The organism is Robbsia andropogonis (genome assembly GCF_000970345.1).
In the GTDB taxonomy this organism is placed as follows: Bacteria; Pseudomonadota; Gammaproteobacteria; order Burkholderiales; family Burkholderiaceae; genus Robbsia; species Robbsia andropogonis.
The window spans coordinates 1-19,391 of sequence record NZ_LAQU01000029.1; the positions used below are offsets into that span (position 1 = coordinate 1).

At 62.1% G+C, this 19,391-nt stretch carries 18 protein-coding genes and 1 tRNA gene; 11 read left to right on the forward strand and 8 right to left on the reverse strand.

What is annotated here, in order from left to right; all coding sequences use genetic code 11:
* The 3 genes from WM40_RS20450 to WM40_RS20460 all read right to left on the reverse strand — a co-directional run.
* On the reverse strand, positions 1-401 hold a 401-nt coding region (locus tag WM40_RS20450; RefSeq protein WP_413783817.1), incomplete at its 3' end, for an N-acetylmuramoyl-L-alanine amidase.
* Between the two features lie 35 nt (positions 402-436).
* Entirely contained in the window at positions 437-742 is a 306-nt protein-coding gene (locus tag WM40_RS20455; protein ID WP_024901849.1) for a PP0621 family protein, read from the reverse strand.
* A complete protein-coding gene (locus tag WM40_RS20460) occupies positions 742-1,770 on the reverse strand; it encodes a cytochrome C assembly family protein (protein ID WP_024901850.1) in 1,029 nt (342 codons plus the stop codon). Before WM40_RS20460 ends, WM40_RS20455 begins: the two co-directional genes overlap by 1 nt.
* Positions 1,771-1,835: 65 nt before the next feature.
* On the opposite strand from WM40_RS20460, the gene ffh reads away from it, so the two are divergent.
* Together ffh and WM40_RS20470 are read left to right on the forward strand one after the other, a co-directional pair.
* Positions 1,836-3,203, forward strand: a complete 1,368-nt coding sequence (gene ffh / locus WM40_RS20465) for a signal recognition particle protein (RefSeq protein WP_046153825.1) — start codon at positions 1,836-1,838, stop codon at positions 3,201-3,203.
* Positions 3,204-3,350: 147 nt separating this feature from the next.
* Positions 3,351-3,902 (forward strand): hypoxanthine-guanine phosphoribosyltransferase, encoded by a 552-nt coding sequence (locus tag WM40_RS20470; RefSeq protein WP_024901852.1) that lies wholly within the window; start codon positions 3,351-3,353, stop codon positions 3,900-3,902.
* A gap of 105 nt (positions 3,903-4,007) precedes the next feature.
* Here WM40_RS20470 and WM40_RS20475 read toward each other — a convergent pair whose 3' ends face one another.
* Positions 4,008-5,780, reverse strand: coding sequence for a proline--tRNA ligase (locus tag WM40_RS20475; RefSeq protein WP_046153833.1), 1,773 nt, complete (start codon positions 5,778-5,780; stop codon positions 4,008-4,010).
* A gap of 252 nt (positions 5,781-6,032) precedes the next feature.
* Here WM40_RS20475 and WM40_RS31670 point away from each other — a divergent pair, with 252 nt between their 5' ends.
* Together WM40_RS31670 and WM40_RS20485 are read left to right on the forward strand one after the other, a co-directional pair.
* The gene (locus tag WM40_RS31670; protein WP_024901854.1) at positions 6,033-6,938 is read left to right on the forward strand and encodes an RNA pyrophosphohydrolase; all 906 of its coding nucleotides are present in this window, start codon (positions 6,033-6,035) and stop codon (positions 6,936-6,938) included.
* 19 nt (positions 6,939-6,957) lie between these two features.
* A complete protein-coding gene (locus tag WM40_RS20485) occupies positions 6,958-7,623 on the forward strand; it encodes a CNP1-like family protein (protein ID WP_052738430.1) in 666 nt (221 codons plus the stop codon).
* Between the two features lie 60 nt (positions 7,624-7,683).
* Here WM40_RS20485 and proB read toward each other — a convergent pair whose 3' ends face one another.
* The 4 genes from proB to rplU form a co-directional block, all read right to left on the reverse strand.
* Positions 7,684-8,802: a glutamate 5-kinase gene (proB, locus tag WM40_RS20490; protein WP_024901856.1), complete on the reverse strand. Its 1,119-nt coding sequence runs from the start codon at positions 8,800-8,802 to the stop codon at positions 7,684-7,686.
* Between the two features lie 257 nt (positions 8,803-9,059).
* The gene (gene cgtA / locus WM40_RS20495) at positions 9,060-10,151 is read right to left on the reverse strand and encodes an Obg family GTPase CgtA (protein WP_036007300.1); all 1,092 of its coding nucleotides are present in this window, start codon (positions 10,149-10,151) and stop codon (positions 9,060-9,062) included.
* 304 nt (positions 10,152-10,455) lie between these two features.
* On the reverse strand, positions 10,456-10,719 hold the full coding sequence (rpmA, locus tag WM40_RS20500) for a 50S ribosomal protein L27 (protein WP_024901857.1): 264 nt from the start codon (positions 10,717-10,719) through the stop codon (positions 10,456-10,458).
* 61 nt (positions 10,720-10,780) lie between these two features.
* Complete coding sequence (gene rplU, locus WM40_RS20505) at positions 10,781-11,092, reverse strand: 50S ribosomal protein L21 (RefSeq protein WP_024901858.1); 312 nt, start codon at positions 11,090-11,092, stop codon at positions 10,781-10,783.
* A gap of 305 nt (positions 11,093-11,397) precedes the next feature.
* Between rplU and WM40_RS20510 the strand changes: the two genes are divergently transcribed.
* The 7 genes from WM40_RS20510 to WM40_RS31675 all read left to right on the forward strand — a co-directional run bounded on the left by WM40_RS20510 (position 11,398) and on the right by WM40_RS31675 (position 19,331).
* The gene (locus tag WM40_RS20510) at positions 11,398-12,333 is read left to right on the forward strand and encodes a polyprenyl synthetase family protein (protein ID WP_081764753.1); all 936 of its coding nucleotides are present in this window, start codon (positions 11,398-11,400) and stop codon (positions 12,331-12,333) included.
* 176 nt (positions 12,334-12,509) lie between these two features.
* The gene (locus WM40_RS20515) at positions 12,510-13,718 is read left to right on the forward strand and encodes a glycosyltransferase family 87 protein (protein ID WP_157684908.1); all 1,209 of its coding nucleotides are present in this window, start codon (positions 12,510-12,512) and stop codon (positions 13,716-13,718) included.
* 79 nt (positions 13,719-13,797) lie between these two features.
* Positions 13,798-13,874: transfer RNA gene (locus WM40_RS20520), tRNA-Pro, on the forward strand.
* A 309-nt stretch (positions 13,875-14,183) separates the two neighbouring features.
* Positions 14,184-15,470 carry an HlyC/CorC family transporter gene (locus tag WM40_RS20525; protein ID WP_024901861.1) on the forward strand — a complete coding sequence of 429 codons (1,287 nt, stop codon included), beginning with the start codon at positions 14,184-14,186 and terminating at the stop codon, positions 15,468-15,470.
* A gap of 177 nt (positions 15,471-15,647) precedes the next feature.
* Positions 15,648-16,910: a GspE/PulE family protein gene (locus tag WM40_RS20530; protein WP_082103043.1), complete on the forward strand. Its 1,263-nt coding sequence runs from the start codon at positions 15,648-15,650 to the stop codon at positions 16,908-16,910.
* Complete coding sequence (locus tag WM40_RS20535; protein ID WP_046153827.1) at positions 16,910-18,094, forward strand: type II secretion system F family protein; 1,185 nt, start codon at positions 16,910-16,912, stop codon at positions 18,092-18,094. Before WM40_RS20530 ends, WM40_RS20535 begins: the two co-directional genes overlap by 1 nt.
* 31 nt (positions 18,095-18,125) lie before the next feature.
* Positions 18,126-19,331, forward strand: coding sequence for a prepilin peptidase (locus WM40_RS31675; protein ID WP_162199104.1), 1,206 nt, complete (start codon positions 18,126-18,128; stop codon positions 19,329-19,331).
* Positions 19,332-19,391: the final 60 nt, after the last annotated feature.

Genomic DNA, 19,391 nt, shown 5'->3' on the forward strand with positions numbered 1-19,391 from the left:
GCCGATGCGCCCGCGTGCCACGCCCGCTCATGGGTGGAAACGAATTGCGTGATGGCGCCATCGCGTGCGATCAGGAAATGCGCCGACACGCGCACCCCCGACAGCGAGGCGTAATAAGGGTCCGACGCATGATCAAGCGTGTTGTTGAAGAGTGCGTGGATATCACCCGTGCCGAACACGTCGGGCGGCAGGCTGATGTTGTGTATCACCAGCAGCGTGGGCGCCGTATCGCGAGGCCGCGCATCGGCATTCGGCGAGCGCTGATGCGCAACGGCATCGGGTCCAACGGCACGTCCCGCCACCTGCCCCTGCAGCACCGCTTGCACGACCTCGCGGTCACGGGCGGCAGGCCAGAGCCAGCCATGTGCATCGATCGCCAGCGTCCGCCCGACATCGTTCACGTGTCGCCTCTTCGTTCCGTCGAAAAAAGAGACCGTCACGTGGACGGCCGTTCGCCCTCGGCATAACGCCGTGCATGCTCGGCGTTACAAAAACGGTGCTGATACATCTCGATGGTGTCGCCACGTGGCGAGTAGGCACCGCAACAGGCGCAACGCGCCATCGGCTCGGCCAACTCCGGGGCGCGCTGGCGCGCCATGCCGGCTCCCGCGCCGGACATCGTGCCACCGCCACCGGCACGCGCCTGCGCGTCCATCATATGCCGCAATATCGATGCCTTTGCCCGGCGCCAGAACCACCACGCCGCGCCAAACAGCACGATCCAGAAAATCATACGAGACATCAAACCACCTGACGGTGCAACAGCACCTCCAACACGAAGCGACTGCCCACGTAGGCGAGCAGCAACGCCACGAACGACGCGAGCACCCACCGCAACGCAGTGCGCCCACGCCAGCCATAGAAATGACGTCCCGCGACCAGGCCACCGAACATCAGCCACGACAATACCGCGAACACGGTCTTGTGGTCGAGACTGAACGCGCGATCGAGCAACTGCTCGGAAAACAATGCACCTGACACCAGCGTCAACGTCAGCAACGCGAAACCGGCCGAAATCATCCTGAACAACAATTTTTCCATCGTCAGCAGCGGCGGCAGCACGTCCACCCAACTGCGGAACCAGCTACCCGACGCGGACATCGGCGCCCCAAACCGCCCCGGCGCGCCAGTACTGATCGTGCCTGCCCCTTGCGCGCCATGCGCACGCGGATAGGTGGCTCCGACCGCGGCGCGGCCACGACGCGCCGCGTGCAGCCGTCGTTCAACAAACAACATCAGCACCGCGTGCAGCGCGGCGATCGCCAACAGCCCGTACGAGACGTTGGCGATCAGGAAATGCACCTTGAACAACGGATCCGCGGCGTAGTCGAGCACCCGCACGCCGTTGAACGGCAATGGCAGCAACGACGCGAGCGCCGCCAGCGGCAGTACTAGCACGCCCAGTCCTTCCAACGGGAAGAACCAACTTTCTATCATGTAGATACCGGCCCCGAGCCACAGCATCGACGACAACGACAGGGCGAAGCCGAAATACATCCCGTTGGATGGGAAGATCGTTATATGCAGCAGCAAACCGTGCGCGAGCAGCGCGACCAATAATGCCAGCCGCCCGGAAATCGGCATCATGCCGTTGCGCGCAGCAGCAGCCGATGTCTGCACAGGACTGACGCCCTGCATCAGCGGCGTGCCGAATCCACCGGGCGACTCTGGGTCGGTCCGGAGCTCGGGCTGTTGCCTGAATGCACGCCAGGCGGCAATCGACAGCCCGCCATAAAGAAGCGCGGTCACCGCGTACAGTACAATGATCATGATCGGAGTTTACACCACGGCCGCCCCGCTGCGCGGTGCGCCGACATCAGACTTTCCAGCCAGACATGCTCGACAATCTCACCCAAAGAATGGCCCGCGTCGTGAAGACGTTGCGCGGCGAAGCCCGGCTGACCGAAGCTAACACGCAGGAGATGCTGCGTGAGGTGCGTCTTGCGCTGCTCGAAGCCGACGTCGCGTTGCCCGTCGTCCGGGAATTCGTCGCCAAGGTCAAGGAAAAGGCACTCGGCGAGGAGGTCATCGCCAGCCTGTCCCCGGGCCAGGCGCTCGTGGCCGTGGTCCAGCGCGAATTGGTCGCCGTCATCGGTGGCGACTATTCCGGCAAGGCCGCCGAACTGAACTTGGCCGTGACACCGCCGGCGGTGATTCTGATGGCCGGCCTGCAGGGCGCCGGCAAGACCACCACGGTCGGTAAGCTCGCCAAGTTGCTACGCGAGAAGCACAAGAAGAAAGTGCTGACGGTCTCGGCCGACGTTTATCGCCCGGCCGCCATCGCCCAGTTGAAGACGGTCACGGAGCAGGTTGGCGCCGAGTGCTTCCCCTCGACGCCCGACCAGAAGCCAATCGAGATCGCAAAGGGCGCGCTGGATTGGGCGCGACGTCATTATCACGACGTGTTGATCGTCGATACCGCGGGTCGCCTCGGCATCGATGAAGCGATGATGCAGGAGATCCAGGCGCTCCATCAGGTCTTGAATCCCGCCGAAACGCTGTTCGTCGTCGATGCGATGCTCGGCCAGGATGCCGTCAATACCGCCAAGGCCTTCAGCGACGCGTTGCCGCTGACCGGCGTGGTATTGACGAAACTCGACGGCGACTCACGCGGCGGCGCGGCGCTGTCGGTGCGCCACATCACCGGCAAGCCTATCAAGTTCGTCGGCGTGGCGGAAAAACTCGACGGCCTCGAGGTCTTCCACCCGGACCGTATGGCCAGCCGAATCCTCGGCATGGGCGATATCCTTGCGCTCGTCGAGGACGCCCAGCGAGGTGTCGACGTCCAGGCCGCGCAGAAGCTCGCCGACAAGGTCAAGAAAGGCGGAGATTTCGATCTGAACGACTTCCGCGCGCAACTGTCGCAAATGAAGAGCATGGGCGGCCTGTCCTCGCTTCTCGACAAGTTGCCTGCACAATTCCAGCAAGCTGCCGGACAGGCAGACATGGGGCAGGCGGAGAAGCAGATGCGTCGTATGGAAGGCATCATCAACTCGATGACGCCCCAGGAACGGGCCAAGCCGGAGTTGATCAAAGCCAGCCGCAAACGCCGTATCGCGATTGGCGCGGGCGTGCAGGTCCAGGAAGTCAATCGCATGCTCGCGCAATATGATCAAATGCGCGGGATGATGAAAAAATTGAAGGGTGGCAATATGGCGAAAATGATGCGGGGCATGCGCGGCATGCTGCCCGGCATGCGCTGATGCCCCCTCTGGTCCATGCCGGTCGCGGCGGTGTCACCGGAGCGCGACGGGCATGGCAGATGCGATGTGAACGCCCCGTATGTCGATCCGCATTCATGCATGCCGGATCGTGCATGCCACCCTAGTCTAGAGAGCAGGATAGCCGCAATGAATCGCGAAGAAGCGCTGAAGATACTGCAGGAATCGGAGGAGATCGTGCCGTCCGAGGCCGTCAATGCGGCCATTGACCGGATGGCCGAGGCCGTGCGCGCCGCCGTGGGCAACGAGTTCCCGTTGCTGCTGTCGGTGATGGGCGGCGCCGCCGTTTTTACCGGCATGTTGCTCCCGAAGCTCGATTTTCCGCTCGAATTCGACTACATCCACCTAACCCGCTATCGCAATGCCACCGAAGGCGGTGAAATGCAATGGCGCGTCTCCCCGGCCGAGTCGGTCAAGGACCGGGTGGTGCTGGTATTGGACGATATTCTGGATGAAGGCGAGACGATGGCGGCGATTCGCGACCGCATTGTCGCAATGGGGGCGAAGCGCTTTTTGAGCGTGGTGCTATGCGAGAAGAAATTGAACAAGCCGAAGCCGCTAAAGCCGGACTTCTGCGGCTTTGAAGTACCGGACCGCTATGTTTTCGGTTGCGGCATGGATGCAAGAGGCTATTGGCGCAACTTGCCGGCCATTCGTGCCCTGGCGTCGACCACCGCGTAACCGCCATCACGGGGTGATGCCTTATTGCCGTCGCCACGGCATCGATAAAATCATCGCCCGCGCCGCGAACACCCTGGCGGCGCGGTAGATGATCATTCCACGATATCAGCGGGAGGACAGCGCCTGCTTGACCCTCTCGATCGTCACGATCGCAGCACCCTCGATCGGCACCAGCGTCGCCTGTGTATCACGACGGCCCTGATACTCGATCTTCCCTTCCTTCAGGCCGCGCTCGCCAATCACGAGCCGATGCGGTACGCCGATCAATTCCCAGTCCGCGAACATCACGCCCGGCCGCTCGCCGCGATCATCCAGGATCACGTCGATGCCGGCGGCGCGCAACGTCTCGTACAGACGATCCGCCTCCGATCGCACCAATTCGCTACGGTCATATCCCATCGGGCACAACACCACTTCGAACGGAGCGATCGATTCCGGCCAGATGATGCCCCGAGCATCGTAGTTCTGCTCGATAGCGGCACCGAGAATCCGCGTAATACCAATCCCGTAGCACCCCATCTGCATCGACTGGGGCTTGCCGTCCTCGCCAAGGCAGGTGGCCTGCAGCTTGTCCGAATAATTCGTCCCCAATTGAAACACGTGTCCGACTTCGATGCCGCGGCACAATGCCAGCACGCCCTTGCCATCCGGCGAAGGATCGCCCGCAAGCACGTTACGGATATCGGCGATCTGCACGTCGGTCGGCACCGGCAGGTCGCGCCCCCAGTTCACTCCGGTGAAGTGATAGTCGACCGCGTTCGCGCCGCAGACGAAATCATGCATGGCCGCCACGGTACGATCGACGAACAGCGTGAAAGGCTTCAGGGCCTGGATGGGGCCAAGATAGCCCGGCGGCGTGCCGAAGGTATCGACAATCTCGGCCTCCGTCGCCATCCGCGCATTGGCCATGCGCGGCAGCTTCGACACCTTGATCTCGTTCATTTCATGATCGCCACGCAGCAACAGCATGACAATGGTCGCGGGTTGGCCACCGCCGTTGTTCAGCTCGTCAAGAGGCGCATCCACGGCCATCACGATCGACTTCAGCGTCCGTTGCAGCGGGATGCCTAATTGCTCCGCCACCGCCTCGCACTTGGCGCGACCGGGCGTGGCCGTCTTTGCAAACGGCTCGGTCGCCGCGGCGCGCGCATGCCCTGGCGCCACGGCCTCCGCCGCCTCGATATTCGCTGCGTAATCGGATGTCGGGCAATAGACGATCGCGTCCTCGCCGGTATCGGCGATGACATGGAATTCGTGCGAACCCGTACCGCCGATCGAGCCATTGTCGGCCACTACCGCGCGGAACGTCAGGCCGAGACGGTTGAAGATACGCACGTAGGCATCGAACATCGCCTGGTACGACACCTTCATGCCAGCGACGTCCTTGTCGAACGAGTACGCGTCCTTCATGATGAATTCGCGGCCGCGCATCACGCCAAAACGCGGACGGATCTCATCCCGGAACTTGGTCTGCACCTGATAGAAATTGACCGGCAATTGGCGATAGCTACGGATTTCCTTACGCGCGATGTCCGTGATCACCTCCTCGTGCGTCGGGCCGACGACGAAGTCGCGGCCATGCCGGTCCTTCAAGCGCAGTAGTTCCGGGCCGTATTTCTCCCAGCGGCCCGACTCCTGCCATAGTTCGGCCGGCTGGATTGCCGGCAGCAACACTTCCAACGCCCCCGCCGCGTCCATTTCCTCGCGTACGATTTTCTCGACCTTGCGGATCGATCGCAAGCCGATCGGCAAATAGTCATAGATGCCGCCGGCCACGCGCCGGATCATGCCCGCGCGCAACATCAGTTGATGGCTGACGATCTCGGCGTCCGATGGCGCTTCCTTCAACGTGCCGATGAAAAATCGCGATGCTTTCATGCAGTAGGGTTCCGAATTAAATAGCGCCGGCAACAGACCGGTCAGGCGCCTAGCGTGCCACCCGCCGCGCTTGTCGACAGGCGTATGTGCCGGTTCGGGAAAGGCACCGCGTGCCCGCTCCAAACCACCGCACCTTGCTCCCGAAAACGGCCTGTGGCGGCGCCGCGAAGGCGTCCGGACCGTCCCGGGGTGTCAAGCGCACACATATCTGTTTATAATCAAAGCAATTTTAAAGGATTCGAAGGTGGTTGTATGCTTGATCGTGAAGGCTTTCGCCCGAACGTCGGCATCGTGCTGCTGAACGCGCGCAATGAGGTCTTCTGGGGCAAGCGTCTGCGTGAACATTCCTGGCAGTTTCCGCAGGGCGGGATCAAGTACGGCGAGACGCCTGTCCAGGCGATGTATCGGGAGTTGCACGAGGAAATCGGACTGCTTCCGGAACACGTGAAGGTCATCGGCCGTACGCGTGACTGGCTGCGATACGAGGTGCCGGATAAGTTCATACGTCGCGAGGTTCGTGGGCATTATCGCGGACAAAAGCAGATATGGTTCCTGCTGCGCATGGTGGGTCGCGATTGCGATATTTGCTTGCGAACCACCACGCATCCGGAGTTCGATGCCTGGCGTTGGAACACCTATTGGGTACCGCTTGACGCGGTGATCGAGTTCAAGCGCGATGTCTACCACCTCGCATTGACCGAGCTGTCGCGCTTTGTGCGTCGCACCACGGCCAAGCCCGGCAAAGACCTTCCACTCGATGGGGGTTCGGCGCCGGGCAGTACCGACGATATGCGCGCCGACAGTGACACATCATGCACCGGCAACGACGCGGTATGTCGCGGTGAAGCGGATGAGGCCGACCACCGACGTAACGGTTCGAAACACGCCATGGATGCGCAGGCGGCGGACTGTACAACGACGGGTTGTGCATTGTCGGGTACGATAGCGGACGCTTTGCCGATGCAAACCCCTGTCCAGGACGTGGTCACCGAGCGCTACAGCGGTACGCCGCCTCTCGCCACATCCGACGGTCAGGCTGGCATCGCCGGGAGGGCGACGGTAGGTGGTGCGCTGGTGGTGATCAGCGCGCTAACCGTCGGGGTGTCGAGCGGCCTGCCGCTTCCGCCGCTGCCGCGTCGTCCAGCCGCATTCAAATAACCAGGATTCCGACAGCGTGATGTTTTCGAAGGTGGCGCCGCGCATGCGGCGAGCGGTCCAGTTCACAATGGCCGCGGCGTGTTGCGCCGCGGCATGTGCTTCATTGAGTGCGGTGTCTTCGCTGCCGATGCTGTCAGGCCTGTCACCCATCGGCATTGCGCATGCCGCTGATCCGGATGGAACCGGGAATAACGGTGATGGTCTCTCGGAAGGTCGCAGCCTGATGGATATGGTGACGGGACGCGATGACAATTGGCAGGAAATGCCGGTGGCATCGTTGCCGCCGCTGCCGCAAGACAAGAACTTGCTGCCGTTCCAGGTTTCGTCGCAGGCCGAATTGACCTTCCTGATCGACAAGACGTCGATCACCATCGGCAAGGACGGCGTTGTCCGTTACACGGTCGAGGTCAAAAGCCAGGCCGGGGCGCGCAATATTCGCTACGAGGGCATCCGTTGCGCGAATTACTCGTGGCGCCTCTACTCTGGAACGAATTCAGATGGCACCGCTTGGGATAATGCATCGACCGAGTGGATGCGAATTCAGCCAAATCCGATGAACGGCTATCAGGACGCGTTGTATAACGACTATTTCTGCAGTAACAAATCGCCCGTCACAAGCGTGAAGTCCATCATCGAGTACATCCGCTACAACCGCAGCCTGCGGACAAGCCAGTACCGCAATTAAGCGCCATGGGGTCGGCACGACCCCGCTTCTCCGTTGGGCCCCAATCATCCATCCACTGATTTAAACAATCACCAGATTGTCACGATGGATCAATTCCGGCTCATACATATAGCCGAGGATCGATTCGATCTCTTGACTTGCATGGCGTAGAATGCGCTGCGCCTCGACGCTGCCGTAGTGCGTAATGCCTCGGGCGATTTCCCGGTTGTTTTCATCGACACAGGCAATGATGTCGCCGCGGCTGAACGTGCCCTGGACAGCGACCACGCCAATCGGCAGCAGACTCTTTCCTTCGTCCACCACCTTGCGGCAAGCGCCGGCATCGATCACGACGTGCCCACGCAGTTGCAGATGATCCGCCATCCATTGTTTACGCGCCGCCAGCCGGGCGGTACGGGCAACCAATTGGCTTCCTACCGCCTCACCCTGGGCGAGCCGAACCAGCACATCGGGCTCGCGGCCCGACGCGATGATTGTTGCCGCGCCGCTATGCGCCGCGCGCTTCGCCGCCAGAATCTTGGTAAGCATCCCGCCACTGCCGATCGCCGTGCCGGTACCGCCCGCCATCAACTCCAGCGCCGGATCGCCGGCGTCGGCATGGCGCACCAGCGTCGCATGCGGGTCCTTGCGCGGATCCGCGGTATAAAGCCCGGGCTGGTCCGTCAGGATCACCAACGCATCGCCTTCAATCAAGTTTGCGACCAGCGCGCCCAAGGTGTCGTTGTCGCCGAAACGAATCTCGTCCGTGACCACCGTGTCGTTCTCGTTGATGATTGGTACGACCCCGAGTCGCAGCAACGTGGTCAATGTCGAACGAGCGTTCAGGTAACGCTCGCGATCAGCCAGGTCGGCATGCGTCAATAGAATCTGCGCGGTACGGATGCCATGCGCGGCGAAACTGGTCTCGTAGACCTGCACCAGCCCCATCTGGCCGACGGCGGCCGCAGCCTGCAACTCGTCGATTTCCTTCGGTCTGCGCACCCAGCCGAGCCGTTGCATCCCTTCGGCAATGGCCCCGGAACTCACCAACACGACTTCCTTGCCCGCTTGACGCAGCGCCGCGATCTGCTCGGCCCAACGGGCGATTGCACTGCGGTCCAAGCCACGGCCATCGTTCGTGACCAGGCTGGAACCCACTTTTACCACCAGACGTCTCGCACCGGCAATGACCGAGCGCACGGCGTCCCCCTGGTCGACGGCATCACGATCAAGATCCGCGGCAAACCGCCCTGACACGACGCCGGGCGCAGCATCAACGGCGGGCATCACGGGCCGCGGGTCCGAGCCTCGCGGGTGCACCGCGCGCTCGTCGCCCGTCGCCACCTCTGCAATCGCCTGTTCGCTCCGCTGGCCCTTCACCGCGTCTTTCATTGTGCCCTTCACTACGTGGGTTGTCGTCCGTTGCCGCCTGGTCTGCACGTCGGTGGCGTCACGCGTCACGCGTCGCCGGCGTCCGGCACGTCACGGAAGCGCGGGTCGGCCGCGACCTCCTCGGCATGCGCTTCGCGTCCGGCTTCACCTGTGGCGACCAGGTGCTCATAGATCGCGAGCACCAGGCTATCGCAGCCTTCGCCGCTCAGCGCGGAAATCTCGAAGACCGGCCCCTTCCAACCGAAGCGCTTGACGAAATCCTTGACCTGCTTCGCCCGTACGTCCGCTGGTAGCATATCCACCTTGTTCAGTACCAGCCAGCGGGCCTTTTCGTGCAGCGACGCGTCATATTTGCGCAGCTCGTTGACGATTGCCTTCGCCTCCGCCACGGGGTCTGTCGCGGCATCGAACGGTGCGACATCGACGATATGCAGCAACAGGCCCGTACGTTGTAAATGGCGCAAGAACTGGTGCCCCAATCCCGCCCCTTCCGCCGCCCCTTCGATCAGACCCGGAATGTCGGCGATGACAAAGCTCTTGCCCGGTGCAACGCGGACGACGCCCAGGTTTGGCGCCAACGTCGTGAACGGATAGTCGGCGATTTTCGGCTTGGCGTTCGAGACCGAGGCGATAAACGTCGACTTGCCGGCGTTCGGCATGCCGAGCAACCCCACGTCGGCCAACACCTTCAACTCCAGCTTCACCATCCGCTTCTCACCCACGGCGCCATCCGTCTTTTGCCGTGGCGCCCGGTTCGTACTGGACTTGAAGTGAATGTTGCCCAGTCCGCCCGCACCGCCCTCGGCGATGATGACTTCCTGGTTGTGCTCGGTCAGGTCGGCAATCAGCTCACCGGTGTCGAGATCGGTGATGATCGTACCCACTGGCATGCGCAAATGAATATCTTCGCCGCCTTTGCCGTAGCAATCGGCACCTCGACCGTTTTCACCGCGGCGCGCCTGATGCTTGCGTGCATAGCGATAGTCGATCAGGGTGTTGATGTTGCGATCCGCCACCGCGTACACGCTGCCGCCACGGCCGCCATCCCCGCCATCGGGGCCGCCGAACGGCACGAATTTTTCGCGGCGCATCGACGCACTGCCGTTGCCGCCGTCGCCTGCCAGCACTTCTATCCGTGCTTCATCAATGAATTTCATCGTACCGTTCTCGTCGGTGTGGGCACGCGGGGCGCGCCATGAATGCGGTCACGCTCTTACGTCACGTAAACCCGCCAAATGGCGGCCGTCTAGCGGGTGTTGCCGCCGGACCAGGCCACGCAGTCGGGTGGTCACGCTGGTCACGTCACGTAAAAGCGCGTCATCTAAAATGCGTCATAAAAACGCAGAAGGCCCCGCTCAGCGCGGGGCCTTCGACGCGATGCCAGCGGGTGCGATGTGCGATCACACCCAGGGCATCACGGGGCCGAAGCCCCGCTACGAACTGCTTGCGGAATCAGCGAAATTACGCTGCTGCCGGCAGCACGGTCACGAATTGCTTCTTGCCCGCGCCCTTCACTTGAAACTGCACGTGACCGTCGGTCAACGCGAACAGCGTGTGATCCTTGCCGATACCAACGTTTGCGCCAGCGTTCACGCGCGTGCCGCGTTGACGGACGATGATGCCGCCTGCATTGATTGCCTGGCCGCCGTAGACCTTCACGCCGAGGCGCTTGGATTCCGAATCGCGACCGTTGCGGGATGATCCGCCTGCTTTTTTGTGTGCCATGTTTGAACTCCGAGGCGCTGCGCGCCAGTGACGTCAGAAGTGCCGAACGAGACCGGAAGGATTATCCTTCGATGGCGTCGATACGGATCTGCGTGTAATTCTGACGGTGGCCACCATGCTTCTGGTAGTGCTTCCGACGGCGCATTTTGAAAATCGTCACTTTGTCGTGACGGCCGTGTGCCAAGACAGTTACCTTGACGGAAGCCCCACCGACCAGCGGCGTACCGAACTTAATCGATTCGCCTTCGCCCACTGCGAGCACCTGGTCGAGCGTGATTTCTGCGCCAATGTCTGCCGGTATCTGTTCTACTTTCAATTTTTCGCCGACGACGACTTTATGCTGCTTGCCGCCGGTTTTTATGACCGCGTACATTGATAAACCTCACTCGAGTACTGATGTTTTCCGCGCACAATGCGCGAGAACCGGGAAGTATAAGCAAAAAGACCAGATTGGTCAAATAGTTGCGCAGCATAAGCTGTCGTCGTTGACAGGATCGTGCGTGCGACGCAACACAATATCGTTCGCCGGCACCTGAGGCGTCGAGAGCGGCCGTAACCGACTTCGAGCCTACTTCGTTCTATAATCCGCGCTATCTCGTACTTACGGTGCCGTCCTTGACTGCCGCTTCCCACACCACGACATCGTCCGCCTCCCTGCTCGCGCCCATCGAAGTCGATATGCGTGCCGTAGATCGCGTGGTCCGTGCCAGCCTCGCTTCCGAGGTCGTGCTGATCAACCAGATCTCCGAGTACATCATCGGCGCTGGCGGCAAGCGGCTACGTCCCGCGCTGCTACTGCTGATTGCGGGCGCACTGGGCTACGACGACCCGAAGGGCCATCACCATACGCTAGCCGCGGTGATCGAATTCATTCACACGGCAACGTTGCTGCACGATGACGTCGTCGACGAATCGGATTTGCGACGCGGCAAGAAAACCGCGAATGCGGTATTTGGCAATGCCGCCAGCGTGCTCGTTGGCGACTTCCTGCACTCGCGCTCGTTCCAGATGATGGCCAATGTCGGACTGATGCGGGTTATGGAGATCGTCTCGGAGGCAACGAATATCGTCGCCGAGGGGGAAGTTCTGCAATTGCTGAACATGCATGACCCGGACGTCAACGAAGCACGCTATACCCAGGTCATCCGTTATAAAACCGCACGACTGTTCGAAGCATCGGCGCAACTAGGGGCGGTATTGGCGGGCGCCACCCCGGCATTCGAGGAAGCGGCCACCGAATATGGTCGCCGCATGGGAACGGCGTTCCAGTTGATGGACGATTGGCTCGACTACGCCGGATCGTCCGACGAAATGGGCAAGAATGCCGGCGACGACCTGCGTGAAGGCAAGCCGACGTTGCCATTGATCCATCTAATGGAAAATGGCACCACCGAGGAACGGCAGTTGGCCCGCGACGCGATCGAGCAGGGAGGCACGGACCGCTTCGACACGATTTTCGCCGCCATCCAGCGTAGCGGTGCGCTGGACTACACGCTGCGCTGCGCGCAACGCGAAGCCCAGGCGGCTGCCGACGCCGTCGCCGGCTTCCCGGACACGCCCCACAAGACCGCCCTGATGGCGCTGTGCACCTACTCGACCGGCCGGAACTCTTGAGGCGTCGGGCCGCCGCCGTGCCTGCCGCGACGATTGCCGTGGAAGACGGACGGCGCGGCGACTGAGCGATCCGTTCGCGCACGGGAGTGTGACGCGATTGTCCCGCACCACCATCGCCCCCTCCGGTTTTTCCCCTTGCAGCGCCCTATCACGCAACACTGCATCTGGAGATGCCCGTGTCCCACGCCCCCTCTCAGCAGAAACGACACTGGCTCACCCCGGAGCGGGTGCGGCTGTATGCCTGGGCGTCGCTGGCGGTGACGGGGATCACGATCGGCCGGTTGTATTACTATGCAGCCATCGGTATCGCGGTGCCCGGTGGTTATGATTTCGCCGATTTCTGGAGCGCATCCTGGCTCGCGCTGCATGGACAAGCCATCCAGGCGTACGACTACAAGACACTGCTCAAGGTGGCGGTGACGATCTCGCCGGAACTGTCGGTCATCGGCCCCTGGCTGTATCCGCCCACCTATTTGCTGATGATCTGGCCGCTGGCGTTGCTGCCCTTCCCCGTGTCGTATCTCGCGTTCGAAATCGTTGCGGCGGCGGTGCTCGGCCTGATGCTTCGCCGCCTGCTGCCCATGAATGCAGCACGCTGGCCGATCGCGGCGATCTGCTGTTTCCTGCCGAATCTGCTGCACGGACAAAACGGCACGATGACGGCGTGCCTGGGCCTGGCCGCGCTGCTGCTGCTTGGCGCGAATCGGCAGGTCTGGGCCGGTGTCTGTATCGGACTGTTGTCGGTCAAGCCGCAACTGGCCATTCTGTTTCCCATCGCACTACTGTGTGGACGGATGTGGACCGCATTCGTGTCGGCGGCAGTGACCGCCGCGGTATTTGCCGGCATCGCCATGTGGGTAGTAGGACCGGGCGCATTCGCCGCATTTATCCATGCAAATGGCTTTGCCCGACAGTCGCTCGTCGACGGCACCTTTCCATGGTGGCAGATGACCACGCTCTATGCGACGCTGCGCCTGCTGCACGTGCCCGTGACCGCAGCGCTGGTCGCGCATGCGGCAGTCGCTGTCGCCGCAACGGCCGCCATGGTCTGGATCTGGTTCCGCCAACCGTCGTACGCGATTCGCGCGGCCGCCTTGGTCACGGCAACGCTATTGATCAGCCCCTACCTTTACCTGTATGACGCGGTCTGGCTGGCCATTCCGATTGCCTTCGTCGTGCAGCATGCGCTTCAGCATGGATGGTTGCGTGGCGAACGAGAAATGCTGCTACTGGCGTGGATGCTGCCCGTGGGTGCGGACTCGATTGCACGGCATTACAACGTGGGGTTGGGGCCACTGGTCTGCATTGGCGTGCTGGTGTTTCTGGTCATCCGAACGGCGCGGACCGATGCAAAAATTTTCGGCAAAAAGCTTGCTCATTCTTAAAAAAATTTGCTATAGTTCCACCTCTCGACGCGGCGCGAACCTTTGTGTGGTAATAAAACAAGGCGCGAAATGTCGGAAACGGGGTGTAGCTTAGCCTGGTAGAGCGCTACGTTCGGGACGTAGAGGCCGGAGGTTCGAATCCTCTCACCCCGACCAGAATTTAGTCCTGATCAGTCAGGGCGAAAAAACCGCCAAGTCCGCTCGGCGGTTTTTTTTCGTCTTGGGATATCGAAAAATACCTCAGGTCCGCTTATCGCGTGGCGGTCGAAAAAACAGCGCAAGGCGCGTCACGCAATATCGATACGTGGCCGATGACGACCAACAACGGTCCTCTTTGCGCCGCACCTGCCAGCGTTCATCGTCACCCTCTCGCCGATCCCTTGGTAACTATTGGCATAGAAGCACCTTCTGCTATAGTCGAAGGCAACTGACCCTTTTCCTTTTTCTCGCAGGCTCACGGCACGCGTGGACACGCTTCCTTTATGGGCGAAGATCGGCATCATCGTTCTTCTGCTGATTCTCTCTGCTTTCTTCTCAATCTCCGAAACCGCGATGATGGCGCTGAACCGCCATCGGTTAAAGTACCTCGCGAGCAAGAATGCCTTCGGTGCCAAACGCACGCAGCGGCTGCTGGCGCAGACCGAGCAACTGCTGAGCCTGATCCTGATCGGCAATAACCTGATCAACGTGATCATCCCAGTGGTGACCACGTCGATCACGCTGGTAATGTTCGGGCATGACAATCTCGTGCTCTCCATCACAACCGGCGTGGTCGCCTTCCTGATCATCGTTTTCTGTGAAATCACGCCGAAGATTGTCGGCGCCAGCTTCCCAGAAAAAATCGCGCTACCGGCCAGTACCGTGCTGGCGCCATTGATGCGCGTCGCACGACCGGTGATATGGCTCGTCAACCTGTTCGCGCTGACGACACTGCGGATGCTACGCATCAACACGCGTGCCGTGCGCGACACGCGGCTCACCACCGAGGAGATTCGCAATATCCTGATTGAATCGGGCGGCTTCATGCCGCTGCAGCACCGCAGCATCCTGATGAATCTGTTCGACCTGGACAATATCGAGATTGGCGACGTCATGGTGCCGCGGCGCCGCATCGCGGGGCTCGACCTCAATCAGGACATGGATCTCATCGTCCGCCAGTTGGTGAACTGCCAGCATAACAAGCTGGTGGTGTTCGATACCGACATCGATCGTATCGTCGGCGTGCTGCATGTGCGCAAGACATTGGCATCGCTGCATACGCGGGAGCTGACGAAGAACACGATTCGCGGCATGCTGGATGAGCCCTACTTCATCCCCGAAGGCACACAGGTCTTCCAACAGTTGCGCTACTTCCAGGAAAACCGAAAACGCATCGGCATCGTCGTCAACGAGTACGGCGAAGTACAGGGCCTGGTCACGCCCGAGGACATCATCGAAGAGCTGACCGGCGAATTCACCACATCGACGCCACGCAGCTCGGCGTCTCGCGGTGGGTGGAGCGCCGCCGGCGACTGCGTGGTGTCGGGCGGGACGCCGTTACGCGAGTTGAATCGAACGTTGGGATTGTCCTTGCCGATCGATGGCCCGAAAACCTTGAATGGCTTGATATTGGAAGTGCTGACGGAAATTCCGGAAGGCAACGTCGCCCTGCGAATTGGCGACTGCTTGGTGGAAGTCGTCCAGATCGACAACCAGGCCATTCGCGCGGTCAAGCTGTTCCGTCCCGCGTCCGTCGCGCCCACAATGTATTAAACAGCCATCGGCCAGACGGAACAACCGGCGGGAAGAAGACCTGTACGGCATGGCAATGCACCGCAAGGCGCGGCGCGTCAGGACACCACACGGTTGCCCCACACCATCCGGTCGACTGTTCAATACGCCGCGGACCGGGCGATCATCGATGCTCCCAAGCCGGAATGCGATGCCGCGATGCTCTACGTACCAACTCACCCAGACGACCGTACCGCGGCCAGCGATGCGCCCGTCGTGCAGTGGCTCGACCGAATATTGGCGGATGCCAGACTGCGCCGTGCGTCGGACCTGCACTTCGAACGTAGCGCCCGTGGGTGGCGACTGAGGCTGCGGATAGACGGCGTTTTACACGACGTCCCCAGCCCGCCGCTGCACTTGCGCGACGCCCTGCTTGCCCGCGTGAAGACATTGGCTGGCCTCGATATCGCTGAACATCGCCGGCCCCAGGACGGTCGCCTCGTCCTCCCGCTCGGCCCTGCGCGCGAGGAGGCGTTTCGCGTCAGTACGCTGCCGACAATACACGGTGAAAAGCTGGTGTTACGCAGGCTCGATGTGTTGCCACCCACCTCCGACATCGGACTGCTGGGCCTCACCGCCGATCAAGTAGCGACGGTCACCGCCGCGTTGTCCGCATCGCACGGCATGATCGTCCTGACCGGACCCACCGGAAGCGGCAAGAGCCTGACGCTGTTCTCGATGCTGCAGACCCTGCTGCACGACGGCATCAATATCTGCACGGTGGAAGACCCGGTGGAGATTCGCCTGCCTGGCGCAAATCAGGTGTCGATCCGGGACAAAGCCGGTCTCGATTTTCCGACGGTGCTGCGCGCCTTGCTGCGTCAGGACCCGGACGTCATCATGATCGGCGAGATCCGCGATACACGGACCGCGGATATCGCGGTCCAGGCAGCGCAAACCGGTCACCTTGTCCTGTCGACCCTTCACACCAATGACGCGCCCTCGACCATTGCGCGGTTGGAAGACCTCGGCGTGGCCCCTTACCGGATCGTCGACACCGTACGACTCGTCGCCGCGCAACGGTTGCTGAGACGCCTGTGCGGCATATGCCGGCGCCCCGACCCACGGCATGAGCAGGAATGGGTCGCCGGCAACAATCGGGAGTGCAAGGACTGCAACGGCATTGGCTATCGCGGCCGCATCGGGGCATTCCAGTTGATGCCGCTGAGTGACAGCCTGCGCGCCCATATCGCAGCGGCGCATCGGCATCCGCATCGATATGTCGACGTCCCCGCGCCGCACGCCGGCCACGGCGGACAGGATATTCGCGACGTGCTCCATGCGCTTCCAACGCTGCACGATGCCGCGCTCGCGCACGTGGCCGCGGGACATACGACTCGCGATGAGATGCGTCGTGTGCTTGGCCCCTGTGCGGCCCACCTCCCGCCCTCCCGGGTCGTGCCCATCCCGGAGATCGGCTGATGCACCGGGGCAGACGTGCTTCCACGCGACGCGCGGGGCCGCAGACCCTGGGCGATGCAGGCATCCTCCGGCGCATGACGGGCGTCAAGGCCGTCCGCGTGACGCAAGCACACACGCTGATGCGGCAGCTCGGCGAGCTGTTGACGGCAGGCATCGACATTGTCGAAGCGCTGGATGTCCTATCCGCGAGTACTGCGAACGTTGGCGTTGCAGCATTGGCACTCCGTCTGAAGCGGCAGTTGCTACATGGCAAATCGTTGTCCGATGCGCTGGGGGACCATCCCCGGCTGTTCGATCGCACGAGCGTAATGTTGGTCCGCCAAAGCGAACGCGCCGGCACGCTGGGTGAGGCGCTATGCGACGCCGCGAATCTGTGCGAGCGCCAGGCTGCATACCGTATCGCGATCCGCCGCGCCCTAGCCTACCCGATCTTCGTTTGCTGCGTGTCCATCGGCTTGATGACGGGCCTGATGATCTGGAGCGTGCCCGCTTTCGCACAATTGTTTGCCAGCTTCGATGCACCGCTACCGGTGCTGACACAATGGATCATCGCACTGTCCGCGGGCCTGCGTGACGGGCTCGCATCACTACTGCGCGGCGTGGGCCTTGGCGCGGCGATCGGCGTGACGCTGGCGTTGTTGCGCGCAACGCCGGCACTGCGGACGCCGATAGATGCCACCTGCGCACGGTGGCGCGGCAGGGGGCGCCGGGTCCTCTCGACTTGCGCGGATGCCGTGCCGGGCGTGGCCTCCTGGCGCCGCAACGCGCGTTTTGCCGGGTGGGGCATGGCGCTCGCCACGTTGCTCGACGCGGGTATCCCATTGCACGACGCATTGCGGGCGATGGCGGACGGCGATCCAGGTGGCGCACAGGGCACGCAGGCGATGCTGCAACGGTTCCTGGCCGGCAAGATCGCACACGGCGCGACGCTCGCGCAAGCGATGCGAGCGAGCCATGCATTTAACGAAGACGCGCTACGCTTGACCGCGGTCGCCGAACGCACCGGCGCGCTGGCGTCGATGCTAGGTGCCCTCGCGCGACGGCAACGTGCCGCCGTGCATGACCGCATCGAGCAATGTATCCGCTGGATCGAGCCGGCAGCGCTGCTGGTGTGTGGCGCGGTGGTCGGCGTTGTTATTCTCGCCTTGTACCTGCCGATTATCAAACTCGGCGAGGTGATATAGGATGGGGCCCGTTCGGATCGAGGATATAGGCATGGATGGCAAGACCTGGAACGCGATGGCAGCCGTCGAGGCGTGGCAAACGTTTGCCTCCTGGCCGTTGCCGCTGCAATGGTTGTTCGTCGGGCTGTTCGGCGTGGTGATCGGCAGTTTTCTGACCGTCGTCATCCATCGCGTTCCGATCATGATGGCGCGCGCGTGGGAAGCAGAGCGCGCATTCGATCTGGTCGGCCCCGCCGCTAGAGTCGACGATGACCTCGTGCGCGGGCGCGCCCTCGCGGGCCAAGCCGTCAGTGCACAGGGGGCTTCGGACGTGAACGACGACCAGGCCGGACGCCGGAGCGTGACAACGGATCAACGCTTCGATCTGATACAGCCGCGTTCGCATTGCCCGCATTGCGGCCACACGCTGACCTGGTATGAAAACCTGCCGCTGCTGGGCTATCTGCTTGCGCGCGGCCGATGCCGGGCGTGCGGCACCGGTATCGGTCTCTTCTATCCAACCATCGAAGCCGCGACATTGCTCCTGGCACTGGCGGCGTTCTGGCGTTTCGGCGCGGAGTGGCAGGCACTGGCGGGCTTTGGACTGCTCAGTACGTTGCTCGTCCTGGCGTGCATCGACGCGCGCACGCAGTTCCTGCCCGATGTGATCACCCTGCCGTTGCTCTGGGTGGGCCTGTTGCTGAACCTGCCGATATGGTCGCATGGCTGGCATGCGATGGCGGCGCATGGACCAGCAACCGGACCGGGCGCCTCCGATAACGGATCCGGATTTCTGCTGCCCGATGCGATCGATGCGAATGGCGCGGCGGGCGCGAGCGGTGGAGCCGATTCAGGGATCGGGTCCCTGCTCGCCGATGCCGCTTTTCCCCCACGCATGCATGAAGGGTTATTCTGTCCCCTGTCCGAAGCGGTGATCGGTGCCGCGGTCGGCTATCTGTTCCTTTGGGCCGTGTACTGGGTCTTTCGCCTGGTACGCGGCAAGGAAGGCATCGGATATGGCGACTTCAAGCTGCTGGCCGCGCTGGGCGCCTGGTTTGGCTGGACGGCATTGCCGCAAATCATTCTGGTGGCGGCGTTGAGTGGCAGCGTCATCGGGATGGCCGCACTGGCGCGGGGCCGTGTTGCCCGCGACGAGCCGTTACCGTTCGGACCGTATCTGGCCATCGCCGGTGCCATCACCTTGCTGTTTGGCGATCTGATGACGTCACTGGTCACGCCCTGGGCGATCGGTCTCTGACGACCCGTGCAATGCGTACCCGCGAGCCACGAACATAAGGAACCTCATGCCTTTGTCTCC

What these genes read in the sequence shown, in the direction of transcription:
- WM40_RS20470 (WP_024901852.1), top strand. Translation starts at nt 3,351, where the DNA reads ATGAATCGCGAAGAAGCGCTGAAGATACTGCAGGAATCGGAGGAGATC.
- WM40_RS31670 (WP_024901854.1), top strand. Translation starts at nt 6,033, where the DNA reads ATGCTTGATCGTGAAGGCTTTCGCCCGAACGTCGGCATCGTGCTGCTG.
- WM40_RS31675 (WP_162199104.1), top strand. Translation starts at nt 18,126, where the DNA reads ATGGATGGCAAGACCTGGAACGCGATGGCAGCCGTCGAGGCGTGGCAA.
- WM40_RS20485 (WP_052738430.1), top strand. Translation starts at nt 6,958, where the DNA reads ATGTTTTCGAAGGTGGCGCCGCGCATGCGGCGAGCGGTCCAGTTCACA.
- WM40_RS20455 (WP_024901849.1), bottom strand. Translation starts at nt 742, where the DNA reads ATGTCTCGTATGATTTTCTGGATCGTGCTGTTTGGCGCGGCGTGGTGG.
- rplU (WP_024901858.1), bottom strand. Translation starts at nt 11,092, where the DNA reads ATGTACGCGGTCATAAAAACCGGCGGCAAGCAGCATAAAGTCGTCGTC.
- WM40_RS20460 (WP_024901850.1), bottom strand. Translation starts at nt 1,770, where the DNA reads ATGATCATTGTACTGTACGCGGTGACCGCGCTTCTTTATGGCGGGCTG.
- WM40_RS20530 (WP_082103043.1), top strand. Translation starts at nt 15,648, where the DNA reads ATGCTCTACGTACCAACTCACCCAGACGACCGTACCGCGGCCAGCGAT.
- ffh (WP_046153825.1), top strand. Translation starts at nt 1,836, where the DNA reads ATGCTCGACAATCTCACCCAAAGAATGGCCCGCGTCGTGAAGACGTTG.
- WM40_RS20510 (WP_081764753.1), top strand. Translation starts at nt 11,398, where the DNA reads ATGCGTGCCGTAGATCGCGTGGTCCGTGCCAGCCTCGCTTCCGAGGTC.
- rpmA (WP_024901857.1), bottom strand. Translation starts at nt 10,719, where the DNA reads ATGGCACACAAAAAAGCAGGCGGATCATCCCGCAACGGTCGCGATTCG.
- WM40_RS20475 (WP_046153833.1), bottom strand. Translation starts at nt 5,780, where the DNA reads ATGAAAGCATCGCGATTTTTCATCGGCACGTTGAAGGAAGCGCCATCG.
- WM40_RS20535 (WP_046153827.1), top strand. Translation starts at nt 16,910, where the DNA reads ATGCACCGGGGCAGACGTGCTTCCACGCGACGCGCGGGGCCGCAGACC.
- cgtA (WP_036007300.1), bottom strand. Translation starts at nt 10,151, where the DNA reads ATGAAATTCATTGATGAAGCACGGATAGAAGTGCTGGCAGGCGACGGC.